Origin of the sequence: Pseudomaricurvus sp., assembly GCF_965662505.1 — a bacterium.
GTDB lineage: Bacteria > Pseudomonadota > Gammaproteobacteria > Pseudomonadales > Cellvibrionaceae > Pseudomaricurvus.
Genome location: NZ_CBFIHX010000106.1, coordinates 1 through 12313 on the forward strand (window position 1 = coordinate 1; position 12313 = coordinate 12313).

Consider the following 12313-nt stretch of genomic DNA (forward strand, 5'->3'; position numbering starts at 1 on the left):
GATTTGGTGAGTGATGATCTGTTTCTTGGGCATCGTATCACGGGTTCTCAGGGACGGGTGTTTGGTGGTCAAGTGTTGGGTCAGGCTTTAATGGCGGCGTCTAAAACTGTATCGGAGGACAAACAGGTACACTCTTGCCATAACTACTTTATTCGTCCCGGTGAGAACGTTCTGCCTATTCACTATCAAGTGCATCGGGATCTGGATGGCCGTAATTTTAGCAACCGCCGCGTGGTGGCGATGCAAAATGATAAGCCCATCTTTAATTTGATTACGTCGTTTCAGACGTCGGTGAAGGGTGTGCATCATCAAAAGGATATGCTGGCTGATATACCCGGGCCTGAAGGATTACTCAATGAAAATGAATTGGTGGTGAAGTACCGTGACCAAGTGTCAGATGTCTTTTTTGATATGATCAATACCTATCACCCTGTTGAAGTTCGGCCCATTAATGAAGAGGCTCATTTTCTGCGATGTGAGAAAAAGGCCACGCAAACGGTATGGTTTAAAGTTCGGGAATCTTTACCGACGTCTCCCGATTTACACCGGAGTATTCTGGCCTACGCAACAGATTTAACATTGTTAAGCACGTGTGGCCGACCTCATGACATGCTGTGGTCGGATAAAAATATCATGACGGCCAGTATCGATCATGCATTATGGCTGCACTCGCGAGATTTTAGAGTCGACCAGTGGTTGCTGTACGTGATGGATTCTCCCTGGAGTGGCGATTCTCGCGGTTTGAACATGGGCAGTATTTACACTCGGGAGGGTGAATTAATTGCTTCAGTAGCTCAAGAGGGATTGATTCGGTTGAAAGATCTGTAGGTTAATGACCGGGCTGCTGAAATAGTATTAAATACTCAAAGCATTATTAAGCACTAAACGTCTTGCTGATCGAATTGCTTGTTCTCATGTGTCTGGAGGATACAGACGGTTTCAGTCTTTTTCGCTATGATGGATTCAGATTTACCGATCTGCTTCCCTCTCATTAATGAATGATTCAACGTATGTCACGGTTATCTTCCAGTCGTTCTCCCGATATGGCTCCCTTTGTGGGGGTATACGATTCAGGGTTTGGAGGGCTGTCTGTTCTCAAGGCGATTTATGAACGCCTGCCTAATGAACGTCTTCTGTATTTTGCCGATTCAGCCTATGCGCCTTATGGAGATCGCCCGGAAAAGTGGGTTGAACAGCGGGTTGAGGATGTTGTTGCTATGATGGTGGCGCAGGGTGCCAAAGCCATAGTGCTGGCTTGTAATACCGCGACCGCCATAGCTGTCGATAATCTTCGTCGACGGTACAGTCTTCCTATTATTGCGATTGAACCGGGTGTTAAAGTCGCCATTGAAAAAACGCTCAGTGGCGTTGTGGGAGTCATTGCTACAACCGGTACATTGGGCAGCAAGCGCTATCAGCAATTACTGGATCGGGTAAAGGGCTCTGTACAAGTGGTGAGTTGCGCCACTCCCGGGTTGGTGGAGTACATCGAAGCCAATGATTTGGAGTCCGATAGCTTGCATGCTTTGTTGAGTGAGTATATCCAGCCTATGCGGCAACAAGGGATCGATCAGTTGGTGTTGGGGTGCACTCATTATCCGTTTATAGAACAACAAATTCTTCGGGTCGTTGGGGCGCAAGTGGCATTGGTTAATCCTGCAGAAGCAGTGGCGAATCATTTGCATCAAAAATTAAAGACGGGTGAACTGCTCGCGGTAGATAATATTTCGACCTTGATGCCTGCTGTACACTCTACTCAACATATTCAAATGATGACGACTGGAAGTGTGCATCTTGCGCAGCGATTTATACAGCAAACGATTGGTTGGTTATTAGTGCCTGAGTTTTTTGAAGTGCCTGAAACTCTATTGGTGTGATTTATAACCCGGTGTTCGTTTCCAGACTAAGATCGACTTGATGATCACACGACAAGCTGGAGGTTTCTGTGAGTAATTTTTTTAAGGATAAGTTGGGTATTACATATCCCATCATTCAGGCTCCTATGGTGGGCGTCTCTACGCCTGACATGGCCGCAGCGGTTTCCAACGCCGGCGCTTTGGGATCCATTGGAATTGGTGCGAGTACTTCGGAGCAAGCCCGGTCTGTTATTCAGGCTACTCGTGCATTAACTGACGCTCCCTTCAATGTGAATGTGTTTTGTCATCAGCCGGCGAGCCTCCAGCCAGAGGTTGAAGCTGCCTGGTTGGAGCATCTGGCTCCTCGTTTTGCCGAGTTCGATAAGGAACCTCCAAGTCGATTGTATGAGATCTATGCCAGCTTTCTGCAGTCGCCAGATACATTGGCGATGCTAATCGAAGAGAAACCTGCCGTTGTTAGCTTCCATTTTGGTATGCCGCCCCGTGATGTCATCGATGCGCTTCGCCATGCCGGTATTATTACCTTGTCCTGCATAACGTCAGTTATCGAACTACAGCAAGCGGAGTCCGCAGGAGTGGATGCTGTCGTCGTTCAAGGTATGGAGGCGGGGGGACACCGGGGCGTGTTCGATCCCAAAAACGGTGATGATGAATTGGGGACGCTGTCGTTACTGCAACAGGTGGTTCGCGAGACTGATCTTCCGGTGATTGCGGCCGGAGGTATTATGGATGGCCAGGGTATTCACACCATGATGCAATTGGGAGCGTGTGGAGTGCAAATGGGGACGGCCTTTATTCTCTGTCCTGAGTCTGCAGCTAATGATCAATACCGAAGTAATTTGAAGAGCGAGAGTGCCTACCACACACGCATTACCAGCAACATCTCTGGCCGTCCCGCCAGAGGTTTGCGTAACCGTTTCTACGAAGAGTTGGATGACGGTGCGCCCGTGCGGCCTGATTACCCCATCGCCTACGACGCCGGTAAGGCGTTAGTGGCTGCCGCGGCCGAAAAAAGCCATTCGGGCTTTACCGTGCAGTGGGCTGGGCAGGGGGCGCCGTTTGCGCGTGAATTACCGGCGGCTGATCTGGTCGAAGAGTTGGTCAAAGAGTGGCGGGCCTCAGAGAGTGAATCACAGCTGTGAGGCCGGGTAGAACTGTGCGGGTGAATCTCGCAAGTTCTGCTATACGTTGACAAGTTCTGTTATACGTTGACAAGTTCTACTATACGTTGAAGAGTACCTTACTGTCAGAAAGGTACGTCATCATCATAAGCATCCAGCGGTGGGCTCTGATCAAAACCCGGAGGCACATTGCTGTTCTGATTGGCCTGTGACAAAGACGCAATGCGCCAGGCCTGCAAGCTGTTAAAGCATTTCTCCGGTTTGCCGGGGGGCGACCAGAGGCGGCCATTCAGGTTAAAGTGCACTTTGATTTCATCGCCGATGCTATAGGCATCCATGATGCCGCAATTATCCTTCACCAGCTCCATTGCCAGGTAGTTGGGATAGGCGTCATTGACCCCTTCACCGGTTACTCTGATCACAAACTCGCGTTTGATAAAGCCGTTATTACCGTACTCGGTGGTGTCACCTATGGAGTGGATAACACCCTGTGTTTCGAAACTGTTTGACATAATTACACCCTGATAGCTAGGGCACTATGTTAACACATTTCAGCAATAGATCTGAGCCCGTCCAGTGTTTCTTTAGCCGCCCGCGATCAGCATAAACGTAAAAATTATCCAGTCATTGAGGATATGAGCCCCGGTGGATACCCAGATGTTTTTCGTAATCAGGTAGCCCGTCAACAGCACCAGCCGCGCAGTGCCAATCACCAGGAAGCATTGAACAAAGTTCCAGCCATAGGTGGGAAGATGAAGCGCGCCGAATATTACGGCGGCACTCAGCCAGGCAATTAATAGGGACTTGCCACGACTCATCCCGAGTTTTACATGGCAAAACCACAACACCGCCAGAAAGGGTAAAACTGAAACCACTTCCTCGCCAAACAGCTGCGGAATGGTTTTCAGGTAAAAGATAACCCGTTCCAGTCCGCTAAAGTCTGACAGCAGGGTGCCTATTGGGTTGGCATTCATGTCAAACAGTGTGCGGATCAATAATACGACAATGAGGGACACGACAAGGTTGGCAAGCGCGACGGCTAGCATCAAGGCAAAATCCGACAGTTTGAGTGGCCGGAAGATGGCGAGCCAGCCACTGCCTGCGACGAGGAATAGTGCGCCCAAAGGAATGGCGAAAAAGAGCACGGCCGGTATCAGACCGCCGAGAAACGTTTGATAGATTGGCACAGGGATGATCAAAGCCATAAACCCAAGAGCCACTCCGGCTAGTACAATCAACCATTGGCCGCCTGACAGGGAAACCGGACTTCCTTGATAGAAGGGGAGATCCCCGGCGCTTTCCCGCTCGAGTCGATAAAATTTTGTACTCTTCACGGCATTTCCCTTTTTTCGCTCATGTTTGTTCAGCTGCTGAGATAGCTTCATCAGTATAGATTAAAAACTCAGAGAAACCGGCAACTTCAAGGCATATGGTTATATGGGTTTATCTTCGATATATTGGAGGCCTGAAACAATCAATCAGGCAGTGAAGGTGGCTTCGTTACTGTTTGGATAAATCATGAAGCCGATAAAAGGAGAACGTATGAATTGGTACCTGGATGTATTGAAGAAGTATGCTGTTTTTAGTGGTAGAGCGAGGAGAAAAGAGTATTGGTTTTTCGCCCTTTTCAATATTATCGCCTCCATCATTTTAGCGTTTGTTGATGCGATGTTTGGAACATTCGATCCGACGACGGGTGTAGGTACCTTGGGAATTATTTACTCGTTGGCTGTGTTACTGCCAGCAATCGGTGTTTGCATTCGCAGACTGCACGATACTGGCCGTAAAGGCTGGTGGCTGCTGTTGGCTTTGATTCCCCTCATTGGTGCGATTGTGTTGATTATTTTCTTTGTTCAGGACAGTTCGCCGGGCGAGAACGACTACGGGCCAAACCCTAAAGAGGTTGCTGCATAGTTGCTGCATAATAGTGTCAGCAATTTGATATTGAGGTGAAGCCACATCGTCGAAACGGCTTCATCTCAGTCTTCTCCCTGTGATTTTATTTGAAGAGGGATCAGCGGGTTGGTGTTGTCGTTAACAATAATAAAAGTAACGAGGTTTGCTGATGTTTAAATGGATCCTGGGCATTCTACTGAGTCTTGGCCTGGTTCTGGCCGGGCTGTACGGTTATTTTATTCGGGCATACACCACGGCTGAGCCACCCGAGAGTGGGCAGTTGCAGCGCGATAGCTTGATGGTGAGCAAACTGGATCGGAGCTTTTCTTTTTACTTGCCAGAGACGCTTGGTGAGAAGCCGGCCTTGGTGTTTGTGCTTCACGGTTCTATGGGGCACGGCGATGATATTCGCTGGCAAACGGCCTACGGCTTTGAGCGTCTGGCGCAGACAGAAAATTTTATACCCGTGTATCCGGACGGATTTGAACATCACTGGAATGATTGTCGAGCCAGTGCCAGTTACAGCGCCAACACGCAAAACATTAATGATCCGGCATTCTTTGCTGCGATGGTGGCCTATTTCAAACAGCGTCATGCTATTGATGAGCAGCGGGTGTTTGTGACGGGGTTGTCCAATGGTGGGCATATGGCGTATCGCCTGGCGCTGGAAACGCCGGAGCTGATCCGGGCTATCGCACCGATTGCGGCCAGTATGCCCGTCAATGAAAACAACGATTGTGGGGCCAGTGGAAAACCGATGTCGGTGGCTGTCTTTAACGGTACCAATGACCCTATCAATCCTTATGAGGGTGGTTTGGTCGAGCTGATGGGTGACAGCTCCCGGGGGAGCGTTCTGTCGTCTGAGCAGACGATTCGCTACTGGCGCAATTTGGCGGGGGTACCTTTTGAGCCTGCTCGTCAGTGGCAGGTGGCTCGCAAGCACAGCAGTGAGCCTGCGGCAGAAGTGACAGAGTGGTTGGCCAACGGCGAGACGGTGAGACTTTACAAGCTTTGGAACTCCGGCCATGTGGTGCCCTCACCGCAGGTGCACTTTGGTCGTCTGTTCGGCGGTAACGCACCGGAGATAGAAGCGGCGGATGAAATTTGGGGCTTCTTTAACGGTTTAAAGGATGCTGGCAGCAGTCGGGAAGAGCTAAACAACTCGCAAAATGGCGACAGCAGGTAGTGGATGAACATTGGAATTTACCTTTACGATCAGGCGGAAGTTCTGGACTTTTCCGGTCCGTTTGAAGTGTTCTCGACGGCATCAAGAGTGTGCGATGAAGACAGCCCGTTTACCGTATTCCTGATCGGTGAAACCGGCGACTGGGTCACCGCAAGAGCAGGGTACCGTGTACAGCCGGATTACAGTATTCGCAATCATCCGCCGCTGGATGTGCTAGTGGTCGCCGGGGGTGTGCATACGAAAGAGATGAATAAGTTACCGGTGACGGACTGGATCACGAAGCAGGCTAAAACTGCCCAACTGGTGGCATCTGTGTGTACTGGAGCGTTTTTACTGGCCGCCGCGGGTGTGTTAAATGATCGGCGGGTGACCACCCACTGGGAGGATCTTCAGTCACTGGAGGAGCAGTTTCCAGCGCTGGAATTAGTGAAGGATGTTCGCTGGGTGGATACCGGTGAGGTGATCACTTCGGGCGGCATTTCCGCAGGCATTGATATGAGTCTCCATTTGGTCAGTCGTTTGCACAGTCGTGAACTGGCCGAAAAGACCGCTCGACAAATGGAGTTTGCCTGGACGGAGAACCATTAATTCCACGAGCAATTAATCGCTTACCGCCCGGTTTATTGTTCTGACACTAATCCAAGGCTATAACTGAGTGCCTGTCCTCGCTACTGTGTCCTGCTCCTACGTTTCCTGGCTCCTACGCCTCATTAGTGATACACCACGTCCGAATAGTCCTTTGCTAATAGTGCCAACAGACGGTTCTGGGTGGCTGTCGGTATCTCGGCGGCCTCCATGGATTCAATCAGCAATTCAACGATGGTATTGAACTCCGTATCGGTGTAGTGGTGGCCGGCGTGAATGATGCGGATGGAGTCTCCGTTATAGTCACAGGGCCCATCGGTGACGGCGCAGATATAGGTTTCCAGTCCTGATTTAAAGCGCATGATGTCGACATGACGAAAGCGTTCAACCACCCGGTCATCTTTAGCAATGCGGACAATCAAATCGTAGACAATGGTTTCAACCCCTTCGCTGGCTCCCAGTGCCTGATAGAGAGTGTGGTTCTGTTGTGGCTGGCTGCTGCAACTCAACAGGGCGAGTAGCAGGCTGACGATGAAAAAAGAAAAGCGGATACGACGCATCAAAAACTCCCCTGAACCGACAGGTACCAACCGGTTTGATGATCAAATGTGGCAACTTCTCCCAGGTCGACCCAGGCGGCCACCACCGAGACGTGTTTGTTGGGAAACCAGCCCACAAAGGCGGTGCGCCAATCGTCTTCCTTTATAAATGATAGATTGTCCGGTTTTTGCCGGTACTCGGCACCGATCATCCAGTAGCGGTTGAGCAACAGCCCTGCGGAAACTTCTGCCATCCATTCTCGGTCGTCGTTGAGATCACCGCCAAAGCCGACTAGGCCAATTTGGTTGGCGCGAGTGTAGCGGGCGGTGGCGTTGAGCAGTAGGTTGTGACCGGCGACGCCGGCCAATATCAGCTTGCTGGCACTGAGATAATAGTCGGTGTCGGAGTCATCCAGAGCGCCGGCGGCTTTGGGTATCAGGAAGTCCTGATTTTTTTTGTACTGCAAGCCTGCGCTGATTTGTGGCCAGGGGGTGTAAATCAAATTCCCTGTGAGTCGAACTTTGGCGCCCAACACCTGCTGCTTAATATGGGTGGGTTTGACGCCCAGCTGCTCTGACAGAGCCCGGTGTTGCAAGCGTTGCTCGGCATAAGACACCTCGAGCCGGTTGGCCCAGCTCCAGCTGCCAGCGATCACAGCCAGCTCATAGTCGCCGGTGTGGACGTAGCTGGCCGTCAGTGTACCGCCGTGTTCTTCGCGGGTGCCGTACCCGGACAGCACGGCCATGGGCACAATGCCACCGCCGGCGCTGCCTTCGAGAGTGGTGGCGCCACCGGTCGCCAGCAGGCGACTTCTTTCTTTTGACAAAAGACCGGGCTGGCCTTTTTCGGCCCAAAGGCTGGTGCCAAGGGTTAATCCCGTCAGCAGACAGAACAGATGGCTCAGTCTCATAAGTTGGCCTCGCGTGTTTGATGCTCTGCCAGCCATTGCAGGAATTCCTGCTGAGGCAGAGGCTTGCTGTAGTAAAACCCTTGTACCCGGTCACAGCCCCAAGCTGTCAGGCGGGCTTCTGCGGCAGCGTTTTCTACACCTTCGGCGGTGATGGCCAGGCCCAGTGTGTGTCCCAGTTCGATGGTAGAGCGCACGATCAATTGGTCATCCTCGTTTGCGTCCAGGTTGAGAATAAAAGATTTGTCGATTTTTAACTCTTCTACCGGCAGCTTCTTCAATTGTGACAAAGAGGAGTAGCCGGTGCCGAAGTCGTCAATGGATAGGGTGAGCCCCAGTTGGCGCAACTGTTCCAGATTGTGCAGGCTTCTTTCGGCCTCTTGCATAATGGCGCTCTCGGTAATCTCCAGACACAAGTGGTTGGCGGCAAAACGGTTGTCGTGCAGTAGGGCGTGCAGGAAACCGGGCAGGGTATCGTCCAGCAGATCCAGAGCGGAGAGATTGACCGACAGATGCACAGGGACTGGCCACTTCGCTGCCGAGTGAACGGCGGTACGCAGTACATAGCGGGTAAGCAGACCGATTTGACCGGTGTTTTCCGCAACGGTAATGAATTCATCCGGGCTGATCATGCCCATTTGCGGATGCTGCCAGCGCACCAGTGCTTCGGCCCCGATGATGTTGTTATTCAACCAGAGCTTGGGTTGGTAATAGACCTGCAATTGGTTGTCGAGCAGCGCCCGGCGAAATTCACCGGACAGTGCCAGCCGCCGCAGGTGGCGTTCATCCCAGCCATCCTGATAACGGGTCACCCGCTGCCGACTGAGCCTGCCCTGGGCCAATGCCAGGTTGGCACGCCGCAACAGCAGCTCTGGTTGGTCGCCGTCCTGAGGGCAGCCTACCAGGCCGAGATTGACCTCCACGGTCAGGGTGATGTCTTTCTCCGGGTGAACGGGTTTCGAGAACAGCTCTAAAAGGGCGCGGGTACGTTGAGGAATAGCATCGGTTTCCGTCAGCCATAACAGCAGAGCGAATTCGTCACTGCCCAGTCGTACCACGTGTTCGTCGGGTCTGGCGGCTTCTGCCAGGCGTCGTCCGACTTCTGCCAGTACGCGATCGCCGATCTCAGGGCTGAGAGCGTCGTTGATACGGGTAAAGTGGTGGATATCGAGGACGACCAGAGCGAAGTGTTTATCGGCGTGGGACGCAGTTTGGATCGCATCCGACAGTGTCGAAAATAGCTGGCTGCGGTTCATCAGGCCTGTGAGCTGGTCGTGGTGGGCCTGGTGCAGTATCTGCTGTTCCCGCTCGGCAATGGCTCCCTGCATCAAGGTAAAGCCTTGAGCCAGCTCTCCCAGCTCGTCACGACTGTGAACCGCCACGGGGGCATCGTAAGAGCCACGGGCAATGCGCCGAGCGACTGAGGCCAAAGCGCGCACGGGACGTGTGACGCTGCGGGCAAGCAGCAATGCGAGCAAGCCTGCCAGCAGAGAAAAGCCCACTGCGACCCAAAGCAGCTGCTGGTTCAGTACGGTAAAGGGCGACATCACTTGCGCTAGCGGCACTTGTAGTACGGCAGCCAAAGGTATGGGGTGTTCAGCCAGCGGAAGAACCAAAATCATATTGTGTGCGGTGGTGATAACTTGATTGGGTGAAGGCTGGTCGCTGTCGAGCCAGGACAGCAGCTGGGTTTTTGCCTCGTGGGTCAAAGTGCCACTGAGGTAGCGCGCTTCGCCTACTCGCGGGCTGGCTACTTCAGGAGAGCCAAGGTTTACGAAGGCGATGTCCAGCCCAGTCAGACGTTTAAGGTTCTCGGTCATTTGATCATCAATTTCGAAACCCAGTCCGGCGGTGCCAATAGGTAGGGGCGCGCGCACGTCCGAAACGACAAACTGATAGAGGCGTTGATTGAGCATCAACAAAAAGTGGCGATCGGCATCGTTATACCCCTGAATATGGCCAGAGAGATAGCTCCAGCTCTGCTCAGACAAAGGTAAGGTGCTGGCCACCAAGTTGCCCGATTGATCGGTTACCAGAGCGACGTCTGCATTGATCCGGGCCCCGTGGTTCCTCAGAGCAGACTCTAAAGTGCCTTTGTCGGCAACGGCAACCGCGGCTTTAAAACCGAAATCGTTGGTGAGCACCTTTGCCGATTGAGTCAGTTGCTCGGCGCGTCCCCGGATGAGTTCGGCAAATACGTGGCCACCCCGCTGCAGCTCTTGGCGAGCGTCGCTCGTGACGGTGTCCCTGACCACCAGTCGAGTCGCCATATAGGACGACAACTCTACCAGCAGAACCAGCGCGAGTAGCAGACACAGAACTTTGGTGAGATAGCTGATGCGTATCAAGTGAGCTCTCTTTCGGTCGCGGGTGATTGTTCAAAAATGCATTTCATGGTGTTTTCACTGATTTGATTGCGTGCTCCATCAGTGTTTGATTAGGGCACGGCTTGAAACAGTTGTTCCAATTCATTGGTGGGTTGCCGAGAACGGGGATCGGACTGCAAGTCAGTCAGCGTTACAGTGTGTTCAAAGGTAGAGTCAGGCCTGACGTGTATGTTCTGAAAAGCGGCGTCTTTCAAGCGCGGTGATTGTATTTGCAGCTGGTATTCGCCAGCAGGTATTGCGTCTAGGGTGACCGAACCATTGGTGGTGGTGGTGCCATGCCATGGGCTGTCGACGACATAGATATACCCGAGCATAGAGTCGTGGATGTTACATCCGAGAACCACCCGGCCGGGCTCGTCAAACATTATGGGGTCGGCGGTGGTGCCGTGATAGAGCCGCAGCTCAAATCGTTTCGCCGGTGAGAAAGAGTACACATGGTGGCGAATGTTATCGCTGTTGGGAAAGCGCACCAGCGTGTCCACCTGCACCGTCAGCACATAAGGGATAAATTGCTGGGCTTGTTGATCCATTATCGCCGTCAGCGGCTTTGATGGGCTGGTTTTTGTTGCAGCTTCTGACGAGGGCTGTTGCACGACCTTATGCAGAGACACCGAGGCGTTTTCCAATGGTTCTCCCTTGAGGTCGGTAACGGTCAGGGTGACATCGGCGCTCCATGCCAGCTGAAAAGGGAGAGTCAGTACAAGAACGAGCAGGGAGCGAAAACGGGTTGTGATCATATTGAACTAGCTCGTGAGGGCAGATTAGCGCATAAAATAATGGTTACGGATGGCCGGCGAATTTAGTTTATAACGGAGCTAAAAGGTGCTCTTATCTGGCTAAACACCATGCAGCAGTGACACAGTTCGGATTGCCGCAGTGCTGCGAGAAGAGTATTTACAGGCCTCTGATAGGTAATATCGGCCTGTAGACGAACCACTGAAGGAAAAACTTGAAGTTGTTAGGCTCTGCGTTCGGGAAGTTGCCCTGTGGTGGTTCGGAAAGACGGCATGGTGGCTTAGTTCAGCAGCACTATGGCATTGACGGGGGAAAGTGTTTGCAAAGGGGCTTTCCAGCAGCGGACATATTGGCGCAATTTAGCAGGCGCATCTATTGAATCGCGTGGCCAGTGGTAAATTGCTCGGAAGCATGACCACGAGGCCGCTGCAGAGGTGCAGGAATGGTCCACCCATCAAGAGCTAAAATGTTACCCCAGTTCTAAGTTGCTTCTCAGGCGCTGTTCAATTAATCCAAAAGTTCGGCGGGAATATTGCCGCCGTTGTCGGCCAGCTTCTGCAGTACGGTTTTGTGTAGCCACATATTCATCTGCGCGGAGTCTTCCATTTTGTCCGCCGGACAATGCAGTTCCGCGGCTAATTCTTTGCGCGCGCCGTAACTGCTGTCCAGATCCAGCAATTTGAGCAGGTCTACAATCGAGGTTTTCCAGTTCAGTTGTTGAGAACTGGCAGTGGCCATGGCTTCCAGTTTGGCAACCACATCCACCATCTCCATAGTGGCCGGTTTAGCCAGTCCCGGTTCAAGCGGAGGCTGGTCTGCGGGTACTTCGCTGGAAGGGCTCGGTGGCGGTGAGGTTTCTTTCGGCGCTGTGGATTCATCGTTGCCAAAGCCCAGTTTTTCCAAAATGCTGCTGAACATACCCATAGTGGCATTCCTTATCGTCGCGTGTTTTTGTGGTGGCGAGCTTGAATCTGTTTACAGGGCTATAAAAAGGTAGCACACAGGGAGTGAGGACGAGAGGAAGTTTGGGGTGCAGAAAGGAAATGGCGACAACTTGTGTGTCGCCATCATTTTCTGTA

At 52.2% G+C, this 12313-nt stretch carries 14 protein-coding genes; 6 read left to right on the forward strand and 8 right to left on the reverse strand.

What is annotated here, in order from left to right; genetic code table 11:
* From ACTG33_RS13325 to ACTG33_RS13335, 3 genes are all read left to right on the forward strand, one after another.
* Positions 1–828: acyl-CoA thioesterase (locus ACTG33_RS13325; RefSeq protein WP_439135715.1), on the forward strand; the 828-nt coding region annotated here is incomplete at its 5' end.
* Positions 829–1010: 182 nt separating this feature from the next.
* The gene (murI, locus tag ACTG33_RS13330; RefSeq protein ID WP_439135716.1) at positions 1011–1877 is read left to right on the forward strand and encodes a glutamate racemase; all 867 of its coding nucleotides are present in this window, start codon (positions 1011–1013) and stop codon (positions 1875–1877) included.
* A gap of 68 nt (positions 1878–1945) precedes the next feature.
* Positions 1946–3019 carry an NAD(P)H-dependent flavin oxidoreductase gene (locus tag ACTG33_RS13335; RefSeq protein WP_439135717.1) on the forward strand — a complete coding sequence of 358 codons (1074 nt, stop codon included), beginning with the start codon at positions 1946–1948 and terminating at the stop codon, positions 3017–3019.
* A 104-nt stretch (positions 3020–3123) separates the two neighbouring features.
* On the opposite strand, the gene ACTG33_RS13340 is transcribed toward ACTG33_RS13335, so the two are convergent.
* Complete coding sequence (locus ACTG33_RS13340) at positions 3124–3510, reverse strand: DUF3127 domain-containing protein (RefSeq protein ID WP_439135718.1); 387 nt, start codon at positions 3508–3510, stop codon at positions 3124–3126.
* Between the two features lie 72 nt (positions 3511–3582).
* Positions 3583–4332 (reverse strand): CPBP family glutamic-type intramembrane protease, encoded by a 750-nt coding sequence (locus ACTG33_RS13345; protein WP_439135719.1) that lies wholly within the window; start codon positions 4330–4332, stop codon positions 3583–3585.
* Positions 4333–4540: 208 nt separating this feature from the next.
* Here ACTG33_RS13345 and ACTG33_RS13350 point away from each other — a divergent pair, with 208 nt between their 5' ends.
* From ACTG33_RS13350 to ACTG33_RS13360, 3 genes are all read left to right on the forward strand, one after another.
* Positions 4541–4912, forward strand: coding sequence for a DUF805 domain-containing protein (locus ACTG33_RS13350; RefSeq protein WP_439135720.1), 372 nt, complete (start codon positions 4541–4543; stop codon positions 4910–4912).
* A gap of 151 nt (positions 4913–5063) precedes the next feature.
* Positions 5064–6080: an alpha/beta hydrolase family esterase gene (locus ACTG33_RS13355; RefSeq protein ID WP_439135721.1), complete on the forward strand. Its 1017-nt coding sequence runs from the start codon at positions 5064–5066 to the stop codon at positions 6078–6080.
* A gap of 3 nt (positions 6081–6083) precedes the next feature.
* Complete coding sequence (locus tag ACTG33_RS13360; protein WP_439135722.1) at positions 6084–6668, forward strand: DJ-1/PfpI family protein; 585 nt, start codon at positions 6084–6086, stop codon at positions 6666–6668.
* Positions 6669–6790: 122 nt separating this feature from the next.
* Here the strand turns inward: ACTG33_RS13360 and ACTG33_RS13365 are convergent, their stop codons facing one another.
* The 6 genes from ACTG33_RS13365 to ACTG33_RS13390 form a co-directional block, all read right to left on the reverse strand.
* Complete coding sequence (locus ACTG33_RS13365; protein ID WP_439135723.1) at positions 6791–7225, reverse strand: group I truncated hemoglobin; 435 nt, start codon at positions 7223–7225, stop codon at positions 6791–6793.
* Entirely contained in the window at positions 7225–8115 is an 891-nt protein-coding gene (locus tag ACTG33_RS13370) for a DUF3034 family protein (RefSeq protein WP_439135724.1), read from the reverse strand. The genes ACTG33_RS13365 and ACTG33_RS13370 overlap by 1 nt, the downstream gene beginning before the upstream one ends.
* Positions 8112–10460: a putative bifunctional diguanylate cyclase/phosphodiesterase gene (locus ACTG33_RS13375; protein WP_439135725.1), complete on the reverse strand. Its 2349-nt coding sequence runs from the start codon at positions 10458–10460 to the stop codon at positions 8112–8114. Before ACTG33_RS13375 ends, ACTG33_RS13370 begins: the two co-directional genes overlap by 4 nt.
* 89 nt (positions 10461–10549) lie before the next feature.
* Positions 10550–11236, reverse strand: a complete 687-nt coding sequence (locus tag ACTG33_RS13380) for a methylamine utilization protein (RefSeq protein WP_439135726.1) — start codon at positions 11234–11236, stop codon at positions 10550–10552.
* Between the two features lie 505 nt (positions 11237–11741).
* Positions 11742–12158, reverse strand: a complete 417-nt coding sequence (locus ACTG33_RS13385; protein ID WP_439135727.1) for a DUF3597 domain-containing protein — start codon at positions 12156–12158, stop codon at positions 11742–11744.
* A partial coding sequence (locus ACTG33_RS13390) for a hypothetical protein (protein WP_439135728.1) occupies positions 12109–12313 on the reverse strand: 205 nt, incomplete at its 5' end. The genes ACTG33_RS13385 and ACTG33_RS13390, both read right to left, overlap by 50 nt.

What these genes read in the sequence shown, in the direction of transcription:
- ACTG33_RS13385 (WP_439135727.1), bottom strand. Translation starts at nt 12,158, where the DNA reads ATGGGTATGTTCAGCAGCATTTTGGAAAAACTGGGCTTTGGCAACGAT.
- ACTG33_RS13370 (WP_439135724.1), bottom strand. Translation starts at nt 8,115, where the DNA reads ATGAGACTGAGCCATCTGTTCTGTCTGCTGACGGGATTAACCCTTGGC.
- ACTG33_RS13350 (WP_439135720.1), top strand. Translation starts at nt 4,541, where the DNA reads ATGAATTGGTACCTGGATGTATTGAAGAAGTATGCTGTTTTTAGTGGT.
- murI (WP_439135716.1), top strand. Translation starts at nt 1,011, where the DNA reads ATGTCACGGTTATCTTCCAGTCGTTCTCCCGATATGGCTCCCTTTGTG.
- ACTG33_RS13355 (WP_439135721.1), top strand. Translation starts at nt 5,064, where the DNA reads ATGTTTAAATGGATCCTGGGCATTCTACTGAGTCTTGGCCTGGTTCTG.
- ACTG33_RS13365 (WP_439135723.1), bottom strand. Translation starts at nt 7,225, where the DNA reads ATGCGTCGTATCCGCTTTTCTTTTTTCATCGTCAGCCTGCTACTCGCC.
- ACTG33_RS13340 (WP_439135718.1), bottom strand. Translation starts at nt 3,510, where the DNA reads ATGTCAAACAGTTTCGAAACACAGGGTGTTATCCACTCCATAGGTGAC.
- ACTG33_RS13380 (WP_439135726.1), bottom strand. Translation starts at nt 11,236, where the DNA reads ATGATCACAACCCGTTTTCGCTCCCTGCTCGTTCTTGTACTGACTCTC.
- ACTG33_RS13360 (WP_439135722.1), top strand. Translation starts at nt 6,084, where the DNA reads ATGAACATTGGAATTTACCTTTACGATCAGGCGGAAGTTCTGGACTTT.